Here is a 15901-nt window from a genome sequence, read left to right as displayed (position 1 = left end):
ACGGCTCACTTTTTAAAATAAACATTACCATATGTATTTACTTGGTTTTGATATTGGAAGCTCCTCAGTGAAAGCTTCATTAGTTGACGGAAAAACAGGCAAATGTCTTGCTTCGTCCTTTTTCCCAAAACAAGAGATGACGATCACAGCTCCCCAAGCCGGGTGGGCCGAGCAAGCCCCCGAGCAATGGTGGGACAACCTAAAACTCGCATTACAGGAACTCCTGAATTCTACCCGAATCAATCCATCCAATATTGAATCCATCGGTATTTCGTACCAAATGCACGGATTAGTTTTGGTTGATAAGCAACACGAAGTAATTCGCCCTTCCATTATTTGGTGCGACAGCCGGGCGACAGGCATCGGAGAAAAAGCAATGAATGAAATTGGTGAGCATAAGTGCTTGGCCAATTTGCTGAATTCTCCGGGGAACTTTACTGCTTCCAAGCTAAAATGGGTACAAGAAAATGAACCTGACTCATACGACCGCATACATAAAATCATGCTTCCGGGTGATTACATTGCGATGAAACTCAGTGGAGCAATCCAAACTACCGTCAGTGGACTTTCCGAAGGAATTCTCTGGAACTTCCAAGAAAACAAACTGGCCAAGCTTTTACTTGATTATTATGGAATTAGTGAAAGTCTCATCCCCGATATTGTTCCCACATTTGAAGTGCAAAGCGTTGTAAGCGAAGCTGCTGCCCGCGAGACCGGGTTGGCGGCCGGAACAAAAATCAGCTACCGGGCGGGAGATCAACCCAACAATGCACTATCACTCAATGTGCTCAATCCGGGTGAGGTAGCCACAACAGCAGGAACATCTGGCGTTGTTTATGGCGTTAGCGAGGAAGTCAAATACGATCCTAAGTCGCGGGTAAATACTTTTGCCCATGTCAACCACAAAGCAAACCTCAACCGGTTGGGCGTTTTACTTTGCATCAATGGAACAGGGATCTTAAATTCTTGGCTGCACAAACAAGTTGGAGCCAGTTCTTATGAAACAATGAACGAACTAGCTGCTCAAATTCCCATTGGTTCTGAGGGCCTAAGTATTCTGCCATTTGGCAATGGCGCTGAACGTGTTCTTGAAAATAAAAATCCAGGAGCCTCTATCGCTGGGCTTAATTTCAACACCCACACCAAAGCTCACCTATTCCGCGCAGCACAAGAAGGGATTGTGTTCTCCTTCCACTATGGCATGGAAATCATGAAAAGCATGGGCATTCAGCCCAAGGTAATACGTGCCGGAAAAGCCAATATGTTTCTCAGCCCTATTTTCCGCGAAACACTCGCTGGAATTACCGGAGCAACCATTGAGTTGTACAATACCGATGGTTCGATTGGTGCTGCCCGAGGAGCCGGTATTGGCTCAGGATACTATCAGTCGCCAGCTGAAGCATTTGAGAACCTAGTTAAGCTAGCATCCATTGACCCTCAACCATCAAATGCTGAGCAATACCAAGCATCTTATGAAAAGTGGAAATATGAACTTCATAAAATAATGTAACGAACTAATTAAAACCTAATTCCTATACTCATGAAACATTTCTCCAGAAGATCATTTATGAAAACAGCAGCTGCAGCCACAGCCGGCGTAGCTGTCATTCCCAACATGATAAGCTGTTCTCCCAATAGCCGATTAAATGTCGCTGCAATAGGTGTCGGAGGACGTGGATCTGCATGCTGGACCCAAGTTCGACCAGAAAGCATCGTGGCAATGTGTGATGTCGACGACCGAACATCGGCCAAAGGTTTTGAAGCACGTCCTCATGCTAAAAAATACAAAGATTTTAGAGTCATGCTTGACGAAATGGGGAATGACATTGATGCTGTCATTATAGCCACTCCAGACCACACCCACTTTCCTGCAGCCATGGCAGCGATGCAATTAGGCAAACATGTATTCGTTGAAAAGCCATTGGCTCACAATATTTGGCAATTACGCACCTTAAAAAAGGCAGCCAACTATTATGGTGTTGTTTCTCAGATGGGTAACCAAGGACATACCACCAATGGAATTCGTCTCGTTAAAGAATGGTACGAGGCAGGAGTGTTGGGAGAAGTGCGTGAAGTGATTGCGTGGCAAGGCAAGATTGACTTTGAAAACGATGGTTATTTTGGCAAACCAGCAACATTCCCTCCATCAACTCATGAAGTTCCCAATGGACTCGATTGGAATTTGTGGCAAGGTCCCGTTCACCAACGTCCATTCAATAAACTTTATGCCCCCAGAACCTGGCGAGGGTTCTACGACTATGGAAACGGCAAGCTTGGAGATTGGTGCTGCCATACCCTTGATGCTCCTTTCTGGGCCTTAGATCTAGGAATGCCCCAAACGGTTGAAGCTATGATCCCGAATCCCGTTCCAGATCACAGCTTTGTTGCTGAAGAGTCTGTCGTTACCTGGCATTTCCCAACACGTGAGAATAAAGCTCCGGTAACCATGAAATGGTACGAAGGGATTGCCAAGCCAGAGGTAAGACCTGAATGGGGAATTGATGAGCTCCCTGGAAGTGGCATGCTCATGATTGGTGATAAAAAAACCTTACTGACAGGTGCCCGCCCCAATGATCCTCGCCTGCTTGTCCCGGAAGAAGAACTGAAAGCCTTTTTGAAAAATGCGCCCGCACAAACCATTCCGCGGGTTGGCGAAGAACAGCCCGTTCAGGAGTGGGTTGCTGCCATCAAAAATGGAACTTTACCGGGCTCCAACTTCGACTATGCTGCCAGCCTAACCGAAATGGCACAGGTAGGTGTTTTAGCCCAGCGATTTGGTGGCCGACTCGACTACGATGCAGACAATATGAAAGTTACTAACCGTCCGGAACTGGATGCTTACATCAAAGAACCGGTACGCGAAGGATGGTCGTATGGAGAAAACCTGTGGTAGTTCGCAAGAAAACGCCGAATTAAAGACAAGATCAATATATTCCAGAAAATAATTAATCATTAAAACCTGCTACTGTGCTGATAGGATAGATTTGCTACCATGACTTTCAAGTCCTGTAACAAGTAGTAGAGAGACCAATAGGTGGCAGGTATAAATTAAAAAACATGACTGTATTTAAAGGTAACAAAACGTATTTTCAGGGCATTGATAAAATTCAATATGAAGGCCCTGAATCCAAAAACCCACTTGCATTTAAGTGGTATGACGAAAATCGTTTAGTCGGTGGAAAAACCATGAAGGAATACCTTCGGTTTGCTGTGGCCTACTGGCATACTTTCTGCGCCACCGGTAGCGACCCTTTTGGGCCGGGAACCCAGATTTTTCCTTGGGACGGTACTGCCAACCCAATGGATGCTGCCAAGGAACGCATGGATGCTGCGTTCGAGTTTATTACCAAACTGGGAGCCCCATTCTATTGCTTTCACGATGTTGACTTAGTTGGTGACGGTTCGGTTTTTGAAATTGAACAGCGCTTATCCCAACTCGTTGGTGAAGCCAAATCGCGTCAGGAAGCCACTGGAGTAAAACTACTGTGGGGAACCGCGAATGTTTTCTCAAATCCCCGTTATATGAATGGTGCCTCAACCAATCCTGACTTTTCCGCTTTGGCCAATGCTGCTGTACAGGTAAAAAATGCCATCGATGCAACCATCGAGCTAGGAGGAACAAGCTATGTCTTTTGGGGCGGCAGGGAAGGCTACATGAGCTTACTCAACACCAACACCAAAAAGGAACTTGACCACATGGGACAATTCCTGCGTATGGCTCGTGACTATGGCCGCAAGCAAGGTTTTAAAGGAACCTTCCTAATCGAGCCTAAACCAATGGAGCCGACCAAACATCAATACGATTACGACACACAAACAATCTTGGGTTTTCTGGCCCAACATGGGCTTGCTGACGACTTCAAAATTAATGTTGAAGTAAACCACGCCACCCTGGCCGGCCATTCTTTTGCTCACGAACTACGCATGGCTGCTGATGCCAACATGTTAGGTTCCATTGATGCCAACAAAGGAGACTACCAAAATGGCTGGGATACCGATGAATTCCCAACAAACATTTATGAGACAACTGAGGCCATGTTGGAAATCATCAGTGCCGGAGGCTTCACAAATGGTGGAATTAACTTCGATGCCAAAACCCGTCGCAACTCGACTGATCTCGAAGACATTTTTATTGCCCATGTTAGTGGCATGGACACTTTTGCCCGCTCATTGGTCATTGCTGACAGGATTTTGACAGAATCTGATTACCTTAAGCTTCGCAAAGAGCGTTATGCATCATTTGATTCGGGCAAAGGGGCTGAATTTGAAGCAGGCAAACTAAAGTTAGAAGATTTATATACGTACTGCAAAGAAGCTGGAGAACCTAAGCAGGTTAGTGGTAAACAGGAGATGTTTGAACAACTAATTAACAGCTATATTTAAAGCTCCAATTTTCTAGCTAAACTCATAAAAGCCAAGACATCTGGAGCCAAATTCCAATGTCTTGGTATTAACTAAACAGGCATGAAAGGTCAAAACACACTTTACATTGTAGCCATCACCTTGGTGGCAACCTTAGGCGGCTTACTCTTTGGTTACGATACCGCTGTAATCTCCGGAGCTGAAAAATCAATTCAGGCATACTTGATAAACGGACTTGGGCTCAGTTCGTGGGCTCACGGAGCAACCATATCAAGCGCATTAATCGGCTGTATCATTGGGGGGGCTCTCTCCGGTTTTTTAGCTTCTCGTTTAGGAAGAAAACGCTCGCTGATGCTTGCAGCTGTTTTGTTTTTTATTTCTGCTCTTGGTTCTGGTAATCCCGAATTCTTGTTCTTCCAAAAAGGGGAGCCAACCATGGGCTTACTATACGTCTTTAACCTTTACCGGATTATTGGAGGAATTGGTGTTGGCCTGGCATCAGCCGTATGCCCCATGTACATCGGAGAAATTGCACCAGCAGACATTCGTGGACGTTTAGTGTCGCTCAACCAGTTTGCAATCATCTTTGGGATGCTGGTGGTTTATTTTGTCAATTGGGGTATTGCCAATGGGCAATCTCTGGAATGGATCAACACCATCGGCTGGCGCCGCATGTTTGTTTCTGAAGCAATTCCTGCCGGCATCTTTGGAGCATTGCTATTTTTTGTGCCTGAAACCCCGCGCTACTTAGCAATCAACCATCAGGATGAAAAGGCCTTGGCCATTTTAAAACGAATTAATGGAGCTCAACAAGCCCAAACAATTCTCGAAGATATCAAAGGCACTGTTCAACAAAGCTCCGCCCGCTTGTTTGCTTATGGTAAGCTCATCATTATCATCGGTATTTTGCTTTCCGTGTTCCAACAGTTTGTCGGAATCAATGTTGCCCTTTACTATGCCCCCCGAATTTTCGAAAGTATGGGCGCTGAAAAAGATGCCTCTATGCTGCAAACAGTCGTAATGGGACTTGTCAACGTCATTTTCACCGTTGTTGCCATACTTACAGTCGATCGCTGGGGACGCAGACCGCTACTGATGGTTGGTTCTATCGGCATGGCAATTGGCATGTTTGCCATTGGCACCTTAGCTTTTCTCAAAGTCATCGGAATTGGCACGCTCATTTTCATCATCGTCTATACGGCCTCATTCATGATGTCCTGGGGACCAATTACCTGGGTCCTGATTTCGGAAATCTTCCCGAATAAGATCCGGGGCAAGGCGGTCGCGATTGCTGTAGCCGCACAATGGGCTGCCAACTACTTCATTTCATCCACCTACCCCGCGATGATGGAATTTAGCAGTGGTGCAACTTATTGCTTTTATGGAGCAATGAGCTTACTTTCCTTCATTTTTGTTTGGAAAATTGTTCCCGAAACCAAAGGAAAAACACTGGAAGAAATGGAAACCCTGCTCAAACCGAAGAACTAAGAGATTTACTACAAACACCATACACACCAATCAACGGAAAGGGGCTACAGCAGTCCCTTTTCGCCTTTATAATAGCTTTAAGATCCATAGATTTCTATCTTTGAGGTAAGATCAAAAAGATGAACCAATGTATCAACCTCAGAAACTGGAAACAATCGCCCAAGAGATCAGTCTGATTCTGGAAAAGGCTATCGCGATGGAAAAGGAATATGCCCAGGAACTAAGGCAGGTGCATCCGGTCTATGCAAAAAGTGCCAAAAACCTGATTCACTACCTGGCGTTCAGAAATTTCGATGTCGATCACTTACAAAATAAATTGCGGGAACTCAGTCTCCCCAGTTTATCCAATATTGAAAGTCACGTCGTTCACAGCTTGCTCAATATTAAAACGATCATCAATCATTTACAGGGGAAGCAAGTTGTTGAAAAGATCCCAGGAGTTCTAACAATCCCTCAGAGCAAAAGTCTGTTAACGAAAAATACCAAGATGCTTTTGGGAAGTAAATCGAAAAATCGCCGGACAAGAATTATGGTGACCTTACCGGGGATTGCGGCAAAACATCCTCAGTTTATTAAGCGCTTGTTGAAGCTAGGCATGAACAGCTCACGAATCAACTGTGCTCATGACAACCCGGAAGTATGGGAGAAGATGATTGAGCAAGTTAAAAATGCCTGCCCCGCCAAACAACGAAAATGCAAAATCATGATGGATCTGGCAGGTCCAAAACTGAGAACAGGACAGATGCAACCTGGACCTCAGGTTGTTCACATCAAGCCCAAGCGCAATGCCTTGGGACGAGTAACCAAGCCAGCACAGGTTTGGTTGGCTCCTCCCGGGATTAACCCTCCAGAAGGATTGGTCAAAGCCATTCTCCCGATTAATGAGGAGTATTTTGAGCAACTGAAAAAAAGCGATATTTTATCGTTTGAAGATACTCGTGGTAAGAAGCGGGAAATTATCATTGACAACAAACTTGACGAAGGCCGAATTGGTTTATCCTACGATTCAGCCTTTGTTGAAACCGGTGCCGTACTGACGCTACAGAAAGAACAAAAAGGCAACACGATCAATTTGAAAGTAGGTGAATTGCTCCCTGTTGAAGAAGCCATTATCCTTCATCCGGGAGATCCTTTGATCCTTCATAAAAACCCACGTAATGGCGAACCTGCGAGCTATAGTTCACGAGGAAAACTTGTACGCCCCGCACATATTTCCTGCACCTTGCCTGAAGTTTTTAAGGATGTTAAAGTTGGAAACCCCATCTTTTTTGATGATGGAAAAATCGAAGGCATTATCAAGAAAGCTCATGCAGAAGAACTTCACATCGAGATCATTCATGCCAAGACAAATGGAACCCGGCTTCGATCCGATAAAGGCATTAATTTACCTGAGTCTGACTTGAAAATTCGTGGGCTTACCAACAAAGATCGAGAAGATTTACGCTTTGTGTGTAAACATGCCGATGCTGTGAACCTCTCTTTTGTCAATGATCAACAAGACGTTCAAGACTTATTGGATGTTTTTCAATCACTGAATCAGCAGGTTGGAATAATTCTGAAGATTGAAACTCAGAAAGGTTTTAAAAATCTGCCTTCCATCCTGTTGAAAGCAATGCAAACCTACCCAATTGGGGTGATGATTGCCCGTGGTGATTTAGCTATTGAAACCGGGTGGAAGAATTTTGCAAGCATCCAGGAAGAGATTTTACGAATTTGTGAAGCTGCCCATATTCCTGACATTTGGGCGACTCAAGTCCTTGAATCATTGGCTAAGAAAGGAGTCCCTACCCGATCTGAAATTACAGATGCAGCAATGGCTCAACGGGCCGAATGTGTCATGCTCAACAAAGGAGCCTACATCGAAAAGGCGGTCAAGATGCTTGACCGTATCTTACAACGAATGCAGCATTTCAACAAAAAGAAAGAAACTTTGCTTCCTCGGTTGAACGAAGCAAACCAGCTTCAACTCTCACACGACAGTTACAACTCCTAATAGAAAAGCCTCCTGTTCTGCAACAAAAGGCTTTCTTATTTCTTAGTTTCCAGGTGCCCAATAGCACCGCTTAGGTGAAACAATTTGTCCTGTGGCTTTTAGCTCCTTCATCGCTTTTTCCACGTCTTTCTTATCCAAGCCAGAAGCTTCTGCTATTTCTCCGGCTTTCATTGGTTTCCCTGCATCCTGCAAGGTTTTCAACACTTTTTCGGTGCTCATATTCCCAATAAATTAAATCAAGTGCACTTAGGCAAAACGTTCTGCAACCACTTTCCAGTCCAAGATTTTCCAGAAATCTTCGATGTACTTCGGACGTGCATTTTGCTTATCCAGGTAGTAAGCATGTTCCCAAACATCGCAAGTCATCAATGGCGTTAATCCATCGCGCAATGGGTTACCGGCATTACTGGTTTGTACAATGCTCAATTTTCCTTGCTGGTCTTTTACCAACCAAGCCCAACCCGAACCAAACAGAGTCGCTGCCGCTTTTGAGAAAGCTTCTTTGAATTCCTCGACTGAGCCAAAAGAATCTTCAATGGCTGCTTTCAACGCCTCAGCAGGTGCAGTTGCAGGACTTGCTGAAAACTGGAAGAAATAGAATGTGTGGTTCCAAACCTGGGCACCATTATTGAAAATTCCGCCTTCAGCCTCTTTAACAATCGTCTCAAGATCAGCATTCTCGAAAGCGGTTCCCGGAACCAAGTTATTCAAGTTATTTACATAAGCCTGATGGTGCTTCCCGTAGTGAAACTCCAATGTTTGCTCGCTAATGTATGGCTCTAAATCATTCTTTGCGTATGGCAACGCTGGTAATTCAAATAACATAATCTTTATAATTTAAAAGTTAGTGATTTCCTTCAGTTTTGTCTTTCTAACATGAAGTAAGCCCAAAAAGTTTGAAGAAAAAAGTGAATTTTGGCTATTTAAAACTATTCCAGATTATTACTGCATCACCCCATTCATCTAGTATTTTGAGCATCATCGCTTAGCAATAAGAAAGAGAAGCAGGTCAGGCTAAAACGAACCTTCGATCATTAAAATAAATTGACCTAAAAAACCGATGCTGACTGACTCTTTTTATCTTTGTTATTCACTAAACAAAAAAATATGCATATCAAAGACCTAAAAGATTGTGAAGAGTTTATCGCCGGAGACAATACCATTTTACGTGAGCTACTTCACCCCGACAAAGCTGACCTAAAACTACGCTATAGCTTGGCTCATGCCGTTCTAAATCCGGGGCTGAGTTCTCAACTGCATTCGTTAAAAACATCAGAAGTCTATTATATTTTGGAAGGAGAAGGTTTGATGCACATCGACCAGGAAAAACAAATGGTTTATCCCGGGCAGGCCATTTACATTCCACCGCATGCAAAGCAATACATTACCAACACTGGAAAGACTGATTTGAAGTTTATCTGTATTGTTGATCCAGCCTGGCGAATTGAAGATGAAGAGGTTTATTAAACCGTTGATTTCTTTTTTTGAAGTTGCCCTTTTTGAAACAGGATTGGGAAGTCAGTATCATCCTTTTTAAGAATTAGCTCAAAGTCGGCCGAGTAAGCCCGGTCGTTCGTTGGAAACCAGTTTCGCTTGAGTTTATTAATCAGAATTAGCAGACCTTCTTCGTCACCAACAGCGCAAAAACGATCGAAATCGCCATCAAAAATGGGTGTTTCAACCAGCTCATTCAACTGATTATAACAGGTTTCAATTTCTGAAACCGGCACACCAACTTCACTGATATTCAACAATGCTTTCGAAGAAAAGGGATCTTTATTCTCTATAAACAAGTTTTTGCGGGCAATCAACTCAACCAAGTTTCGATCCGGATCATAACAATAAACAGATTTCGCATTCCAGCTCACGAAGTCAATCAGCTCGATTCCGTTATAATTTAAAACTTGAGCTCGCTGTTGCAGCCAATGCAAGGCTTCCACCTCTTGATTTGACGGAATATTAAAAGCTAAATGATAAGGCTTTGCATTTTTCTTAAACACAAAATTCAAAACCGATGCCCCCACCTGAACTCCAAAGGAATCTTTCGACTCATGAAGCAATGGCAAGCCAAATCCCTTCCTGTAAAATTCCTTTTGGGCAGCAAGCTGAGACGTATATAATGTAAGCTCTTGAATTTTCATAATTGAACCTAGCAAAGAAATAACTCTATGTTTTGTCAACCGACTACTTACAAAGCAATCAATTGAACAATAATATTAGGATTTAAAGCATAAAAACCCCGAAGCCTCTGCTTCGGGGAAAAAAACCAAAAATCAACTAACCTTTAAACCGTTTGGCCACTTCATCCCAATTGATGACTTTCCAAAAAGCCTCAATGTAATCGGGACGTTTGTTCTGATACTTTAAATAGTAAGCATGTTCCCAAACGTCAATTCCAAGAATTGGTGTCCCTTTTACATCAGCAACATCCATTAATGGATTATCCTGATTGGGTGTTGATGAAACAACCAAACTATCACCCTGCTTTACCAACCAAGCCCAACCTGAACCAAATCGGGTTGCAGCAGCATTGGCAAAAGCGTCTTTAAAGTTTTCAACTGACTCAAATGAGCCATTTATTGCGTTTAATAAGTCTCCTTCAGGTTGAGAGGCACCACCCGGTGTCATAATCTCCCAATACAAGTTGTGGTTATAAAAACCGCCACCATTATTACGAACCGCTCCTGAATGTGCTGAAACATTAGCCAGCAGCTCTTCAATCGTTTTTCCTTCTAAATCGGTTCCTTTAACAGCATCGTTCAATTTACTGGTATAAGCAGCATGGTGTTTGCTGTGGTGGATTTCCATTGTGCGCGCATCGATATATGGTTCGAGTGCGTCGTATGCGTAATTTAATTTTGGTAATTCAAATGACATAGTCTATTTATTTTATGATTTTCAGATTTCTTTATCTTTATATACAAAACTACATGCTAAATTGTTCTCCACCAAATCAGAATTAGTTAATTTTTATTGAATTTTTCTATACCTGATAGGGATATTCAATAAGGCAAACCCCAACAACCACGGGGAATAACTCGCGTTCAGTCACTTACTCCAAAATTTTGTTAATCTTTGATTTTTCTTCAAAACCCACATTCATTATTTTTTCCTTTCTTTGCCCCTAAAAAGCTGTGAATCGAAAAATCCTCCACCTAGCAATTCCCAATATCGTTAGTAATGTTACCATCCCTTTATTAGGATTGGTCGACCTTGCCCTCATGGGACACCTGGATTCGGAAGTGTTTATTGGTGCTGTTTCTCTGGGAACAGTGATTTTCAACTTTATTTACTGGGGATTTAGCTTTCTACGCATGGGCACAAGCGGATTCACAGCCCAAGCTTATGGTGAAAAGAAAGAAGCAGAAAGCTATCACATCCTTTCACGAGCCATGCTCATTTCAACGGCGATCAGCCTGGTGATCATCAGCCTGCAATTTCCAATCGAATGGTTAAGTTTCCGGCTGATCAACGGCAGCCAGGAAGTGGAGGCACTGGCCCGCGAGTATTTTCGAATTCGCATTTGGGCAGCCCCCGCGACACTCGGACTTTATGTTCTGAACGGTTGGTTTTTGGGGATGCAAAATGCCCGCTATCCAATGATTACTTCAATTGCTGCCAATGTATTTAATATTGTCCTTAGCTTTTCATTTGTCAAACTATTTCATCTAAACTCAGCAGGAGTAGCTTTAGGAACAGTCCTTGCTCAATATTTGGGAGTTGTTATTGGTGTCTATTTGTTTTTCCGATCCTACAAAAGTTTAACACAGCACTGGAACTGGAAAGCCATTATCAATCCAACAACCTTAAAAAGCTTTTTCAAGGTAAACTCTGACATTTTTATCCGAACCTTCTGTGTCATTTTTGTTTTTACCTTCTTTACTTCCAAGTCGGCAAGTATCAATGATCACATTCTAGCTGTTAATTCAATCCTGATTCAGTTTCTCCTGTTCTTCGCCTTTTTCATTGATGGTTTTGCATATGCCGGAGAAGCCCTGGCTGGTCGTTTTGTTGGAGAGAAGAGTCGCTCACACTTTAAAAAAGTGACCCGCTCTTTATTTTACTGGGGAAGTTTACTGGCTTTGGCATTCTCACTCCTTTACCTGGTCGCCAATAAACTTATTCTAAGTATTCTGACCAATCAGCAAGAGTTAATTCAGTCAGCATTAGATTTTAGGTGGTGGATTGTGGTAACTCCTGTCTTATCCTTTGCCTCTTTTATCTGGGATGGCATTTATATTGGAGCCACGGCTTCGCGAGAAATGCGCAACAGTATGCTGGGGGCAACCATACTTATTTTTCTTCCCGGGTACTTTTTAATGCAACCAGTTATAGGAAATCATGCTTTGTGGGTAGCTATGTTGCTATTTATGCTAAGCCGAGGTGTTTTTCAGACCTTTCTATTTCCTAAAGTTCTTCAAAAAACCTTCCCTGCTTCTTAATAGCACCAACACAAATAAATTTGTCAAAGCCTCTCTACTTCTGCTAAAAAGGCAAAAAAAAGGGGCCTCTTTCCATCGTTTAACCAAAAGGAAAGAAGCCCCAAGCTGAGAGAAAACTGATTTACACGGTCTTTAAAATGTCCCAAACAAAGGCTCTAACGCCTACTTCCTTGTTTATTTCATCCATCTTCTTAACCTTTTCCAACAGGACATCTACTTGCTCATCTCCAACAATTGTCAACACGGCCGAGTTAATTTCGGGCCAGGTATGAGTCCCCATCCGGGGTTCCCCATCAACCGATCCTCTGCCCATAACATCGTTCCACCAGGTATAACCTCTAATTTCCAAACGATCCAACATGTACTCAACACGTTCGGTATTAGCTTGATTAAATACTATAAATACGGCTTTCATTTTCTTTAATTTCTTGATTTGAATTCATTAAGAAGTCTTCAAGCGAAGACTCCTACTCATCCATAAATACGAATTGCTTTCTCACTTCATCCTGCTTACGACGTTCTCCCTTGCTGGCTAACACCGCGTACATTACAGGCACAATAACCATCGTTACCAAAGTTGAGAAAATCAGACCTCCGATTACGGTGATTCCCATCGGGCGCCAAATCTCAGCACCTTCACCTGTGCTCATTGCCAAAGGAAGCATACCTAGAATTGTGGTTGCAGCCGTCATCAATACCGGACGCAAACGTGATTTTCCGGACAGGGCAATGGCTTCATACAAATCCATGCCACGATCCCGCATCAGGTTAATAAAGTCAACCAATACAATTCCGTTTTTCACAACAATACCAACCAGCAGCACTGCTCCCAATGCAGCAACAACACTCAAGGTCGTTCCGGTTAGAACCAAGGCTAGAATTACGCCGGTGAAAGCAAACGGAATAGACATCATAATAATCAATGGCATTCGCAAAGACTCAAACTGAGAAGCCATCACAATAAATACCAGGATCAAACTCAAGCCAAACAACATCGCCAAATCCATAAACGATTCTTGCTGATCTTCATAGGCTCCACCCACAGCAATCACAATCTCCGGAGGAGTGTCAATGGCGGCAGTCTCCGTTTTAATCCGGTTTGCTAGCTCTCCCAGCGAAATTCCACTTGGGGTAGCCGAGATTGTTACCAAACGCTCACGACGTTTGTGCTCAATACTGGGTGGTGACCAATATTCTTCAATCGTTCCAAGCTCTTTCAGTTTGACTTTCTTGCCGGTAGCAGTCATTATCGTCATCTCCTGGAGGTCAGAAATTGAGTTCCGGTAATCTTCTTCCAGACGTATCTTAATATCATACTCTTCACCCTCTTCTTTATAATAAGAAGGAATCAGCCCATTGACCCGGTTACGAACAAACATAGAAACCTGAGCACTGGTCAAACCGTGTTCTGACAGTTTTGTCCGATCCAACACAATTTGTAACTCCGGTTTGTCATTCTTCCGGCTAATGGTTACATCCTGAGCTCCTTCAAGCTTGCGTAAACGTTCCAAGACTTGCTCGGCATAGCGGTTGGTGACATCGAAGTTATAACCATAAATTTCATAGTCTACGGTGTTCCCTGAACCTCCAAGTCCCTGACTTGAGGTTGAAACCGTTGAACTAACCACTTCTGGCAGCAAAGCAATCTGAGCCCGGAAATCATCCGCAATTTCCCAAACAGTCCGCTGACGCTCGTCAATCTCGCTCAAGCGCAAGGTAAAGTTGATGATGTTCGATCCTGTTGTACTGAACATGGAGATAAAACCTCCCTCGTCATCAGCACCAGAAGATGAAGAGATTAGTTCCACTTCAGGATAACGCTCTTTAATAATAGCTTCCAACTGACGAGTCACTTTCGAAGTTTCTTCTACCCGTAAGCCTGTTTGTAATTCAACATTGGCTGTAATCTGGCTTTCATCGGACTCAGGCATAAAATCACTTCCAATAAACTTCGTCAGAAATAAAGAAGCAAAAAACACCAGGAAGGTTCCAATAATAACAACAGATTTGTAATGCAACAAGCGACGCAGTAACCGCTCATACATCTCATCCAACTTTACAAGCCATTTTTCAACGGTGTTTTCCCAAGAGAATCTGCGTGGCTTTTTCTTTTTACTCAGTTTTAACAAGCGAGAAGCCAACATCGGCGTTAGCGAGATTGCGGCAACCGTTGACGTTACAACCGTAATTGTTACAATCCATCCTAACTGATTAAACAAGACACCCGTCATTCCTGAAACCAAGGTCAGTGGGAAGAACACAGCCACAACCACCAAGGTTGTTACGATAACCGACAGCCACACCTCGTTGGTTGCATAAATGGCAGCTTCCCGAGGGCTACTTCCCCGCTCCACATGTCGCGTAATGTTTTCCAATACCACAATCGCATCATCCACCACCATACCAATCGCAATCGACAGCGATGTCAAGGAAATAACGTTCAACGAGTTCCCTGTTAAATAGAGGTAAACAAACGAAACAATCAGTGAGATTGGAATTGTTAGTACAATAATAAAGGTGGCTCGCCAGCGCCCTAAGAAGAACAAGACAACAAATACCACAAAAATCATGGCATACATCAAGGTCGATGACAAGTTGCTAATGGAGCCTTTAATAAAGGTTGACGAGTCAAAAATCTCCTGAATTTTTACATCTGGAGGCAAGGTAGTTTTCAGCTCTTCCAGCCGATCTTTGATTTGACGGGCAACCTTTACGGTATTGGCACCAGACTGCTTCATTACGAACAAGCGTACCCCTTCTTCTCCGTTAATCCGTTCCTCCAGCGTAACATCTTTCAGCGTATCGCGCACTGTTGCAATGTCTCTCACATAAACTTGCTTTCCATCTCTATTTGCAACGACCAGGTTATTTATTCGTTCGCTTTCTGAAAATTCTCCCTGAACGCGAAGCTGGTAATCAATCTTACCCATCTTCACATTACCCAATGGCAGGTTCTGGTTTTCACCAGAGATGATTGAACCAATTTGCTCCAAGGTTAGATCATAAGCATCCAAACGCTTCGGATCCACATCAACATAAACCATCCGCTGAGGGGTTCCAACCATCGCCACTGATCCTACTCCATCAACCCTATTCAATGGGTTAATCACTTTTTCATCAATCAGTTTTTCCAATCCCGGGTAAGTTTCTTCAGCCGTAATGGCATAGAATAAGATTGGGAACATGCTGGTATTGAACTTGAAAATGGTGGGTCGGTCAACGCCATCCGGAAGATTATCCAACATCCTGTCAATCACATCCCGGATATCGTTGGTCGCCTCATCAAGGTTGGCATCCCATTCAAACTCAAGAGAAATTACCGAAATATTATCAGACGATGTGGAAGAAATCTCCTTCAATTTATCGACTGAATTCAAAGCATCTTCAAGTACTTTGGTCACATTCGTTTCAATATCCGCTGCGTTAGCTCCCGAGTAAGTTGTCATCACCGAGACATAAGGAGGTTCCATTTCCGGATACAGGTCAATCGGAATATTAATCAGCGAAAAAGCCCCCATGACCATGATCGCTATAAAAATCATGAAGGTAGTTACCGGTTTATCAACCGCGCTTTTATATATACTCATAATTGTTGTTTCTAAAATTCTACAATGTT

At 43.2% G+C, this 15901-nt stretch carries 13 protein-coding genes; 7 read left to right on the top strand and 6 right to left on the bottom strand.

Going from position 1 to position 15901, the window contains the following annotated elements:
* Positions 1-31: 31 nt before the first annotated feature.
* From BM156_RS05470 to BM156_RS05450, 5 genes are all read left to right on the top strand, one after another.
* Positions 32-1510 carry a xylulokinase gene (locus BM156_RS05470; RefSeq protein ID WP_093918838.1) on the top strand — a complete coding sequence of 493 codons (1479 nt, stop codon included), beginning with the start codon at positions 32-34 and terminating at the stop codon, positions 1508-1510.
* 30 nt (positions 1511-1540) lie between these two features.
* Positions 1541-2893, top strand: a complete 1353-nt coding sequence (locus tag BM156_RS05465) for a Gfo/Idh/MocA family protein (protein ID WP_170846872.1) — start codon at positions 1541-1543, stop codon at positions 2891-2893.
* Between the two features lie 164 nt (positions 2894-3057).
* Positions 3058-4383: a xylose isomerase gene (gene xylA / locus BM156_RS05460; RefSeq protein ID WP_093918836.1), complete on the top strand. Its 1326-nt coding sequence runs from the start codon at positions 3058-3060 to the stop codon at positions 4381-4383.
* A gap of 81 nt (positions 4384-4464) precedes the next feature.
* Positions 4465-5850, top strand: a complete 1386-nt coding sequence (gene xylE / locus BM156_RS05455; RefSeq protein WP_093918835.1) for a D-xylose transporter XylE — start codon at positions 4465-4467, stop codon at positions 5848-5850.
* Between the two features lie 127 nt (positions 5851-5977).
* Positions 5978-7843, top strand: a complete 1866-nt coding sequence (locus BM156_RS05450) for a pyruvate kinase (protein ID WP_093918834.1) — start codon at positions 5978-5980, stop codon at positions 7841-7843.
* 42 nt (positions 7844-7885) lie between these two features.
* Here BM156_RS05450 and BM156_RS05445 read toward each other — a convergent pair whose 3' ends face one another.
* Both BM156_RS05445 and BM156_RS05440 read right to left on the bottom strand, forming a co-directional pair.
* Positions 7886-8062 carry a minichromosome maintenance protein MCM gene (locus tag BM156_RS05445; RefSeq protein WP_093918833.1) on the bottom strand — a complete coding sequence of 59 codons (177 nt, stop codon included), beginning with the start codon at positions 8060-8062 and terminating at the stop codon, positions 7886-7888.
* A gap of 27 nt (positions 8063-8089) precedes the next feature.
* Positions 8090-8668 carry a superoxide dismutase gene (locus BM156_RS05440; protein ID WP_093918832.1) on the bottom strand — a complete coding sequence of 193 codons (579 nt, stop codon included), beginning with the start codon at positions 8666-8668 and terminating at the stop codon, positions 8090-8092.
* Between the two features lie 282 nt (positions 8669-8950).
* Between BM156_RS05440 and BM156_RS05435 the strand changes: the two genes are divergently transcribed.
* On the top strand, positions 8951-9310 hold the full coding sequence (locus BM156_RS05435) for a cupin domain-containing protein (protein ID WP_093918831.1): 360 nt from the start codon (positions 8951-8953) through the stop codon (positions 9308-9310).
* On the opposite strand, the gene BM156_RS05430 is transcribed toward BM156_RS05435, so the two are convergent.
* Positions 9307-9984: a VOC family protein gene (locus BM156_RS05430; RefSeq protein ID WP_093918830.1), complete on the bottom strand. Its 678-nt coding sequence runs from the start codon at positions 9982-9984 to the stop codon at positions 9307-9309. The two genes, BM156_RS05435 and BM156_RS05430, sit on opposite strands and share 4 nt — an antisense overlap.
* A gap of 136 nt (positions 9985-10120) precedes the next feature.
* The gene (locus BM156_RS05425) at positions 10121-10720 is read right to left on the bottom strand and encodes a superoxide dismutase (RefSeq protein WP_093918829.1); all 600 of its coding nucleotides are present in this window, start codon (positions 10718-10720) and stop codon (positions 10121-10123) included.
* A gap of 257 nt (positions 10721-10977) precedes the next feature.
* Here BM156_RS05425 and BM156_RS05420 point away from each other — a divergent pair, with 257 nt between their 5' ends.
* Positions 10978-12285, top strand: a complete 1308-nt coding sequence (locus BM156_RS05420) for an MATE family efflux transporter (protein WP_093918828.1) — start codon at positions 10978-10980, stop codon at positions 12283-12285.
* A 121-nt stretch (positions 12286-12406) separates the two neighbouring features.
* Here the strand turns inward: BM156_RS05420 and BM156_RS05415 are convergent, their stop codons facing one another.
* Positions 12407-12700, bottom strand: coding sequence for a PG0541 family transporter-associated protein (locus BM156_RS05415; RefSeq protein WP_093918827.1), 294 nt, complete (start codon positions 12698-12700; stop codon positions 12407-12409).
* A gap of 52 nt (positions 12701-12752) precedes the next feature.
* Positions 12753-15872: an efflux RND transporter permease subunit gene (locus BM156_RS05410; RefSeq protein WP_093918826.1), complete on the bottom strand. Its 3120-nt coding sequence runs from the start codon at positions 15870-15872 to the stop codon at positions 12753-12755.
* Positions 15873-15901 lie beyond the last annotated feature (29 nt).

The organism is Sunxiuqinia elliptica (assembly GCF_900113005.1).
Lineage (GTDB): Bacteria > Bacteroidota > Bacteroidia > Bacteroidales > Prolixibacteraceae > Sunxiuqinia > Sunxiuqinia elliptica.
The sequence above is the reverse complement of the archived record's forward strand: the minus strand, read 5'-3'. Positions and strand labels throughout refer to the sequence as shown.

What these genes read in the sequence shown, in the direction of transcription:
- xylE (WP_093918835.1), top strand. Translation starts at nt 4,465, where the DNA reads ATGAAAGGTCAAAACACACTTTACATTGTAGCCATCACCTTGGTGGCA.
- BM156_RS05435 (WP_093918831.1), top strand. Translation starts at nt 8,951, where the DNA reads ATGCATATCAAAGACCTAAAAGATTGTGAAGAGTTTATCGCCGGAGAC.
- xylA (WP_093918836.1), top strand. Translation starts at nt 3,058, where the DNA reads ATGACTGTATTTAAAGGTAACAAAACGTATTTTCAGGGCATTGATAAA.
- BM156_RS05465 (WP_170846872.1), top strand. Translation starts at nt 1,541, where the DNA reads ATGAAACATTTCTCCAGAAGATCATTTATGAAAACAGCAGCTGCAGCC.
- BM156_RS05440 (WP_093918832.1), bottom strand. Translation starts at nt 8,668, where the DNA reads ATGTTATTTGAATTACCAGCGTTGCCATACGCAAAGAATGATTTAGAG.
- BM156_RS05425 (WP_093918829.1), bottom strand. Translation starts at nt 10,720, where the DNA reads ATGTCATTTGAATTACCAAAATTAAATTACGCATACGACGCACTCGAA.
- BM156_RS05450 (WP_093918834.1), top strand. Translation starts at nt 5,978, where the DNA reads ATGTATCAACCTCAGAAACTGGAAACAATCGCCCAAGAGATCAGTCTG.
- BM156_RS05410 (WP_093918826.1), bottom strand. Translation starts at nt 15,872, where the DNA reads ATGAGTATATATAAAAGCGCGGTTGATAAACCGGTAACTACCTTCATG.
- BM156_RS05470 (WP_093918838.1), top strand. Translation starts at nt 32, where the DNA reads ATGTATTTACTTGGTTTTGATATTGGAAGCTCCTCAGTGAAAGCTTCA.
- BM156_RS05430 (WP_093918830.1), bottom strand. Translation starts at nt 9,984, where the DNA reads ATGAAAATTCAAGAGCTTACATTATATACGTCTCAGCTTGCTGCCCAA.
- BM156_RS05445 (WP_093918833.1), bottom strand. Translation starts at nt 8,062, where the DNA reads ATGAGCACCGAAAAAGTGTTGAAAACCTTGCAGGATGCAGGGAAACCA.
- BM156_RS05415 (WP_093918827.1), bottom strand. Translation starts at nt 12,700, where the DNA reads ATGAAAGCCGTATTTATAGTATTTAATCAAGCTAATACCGAACGTGTT.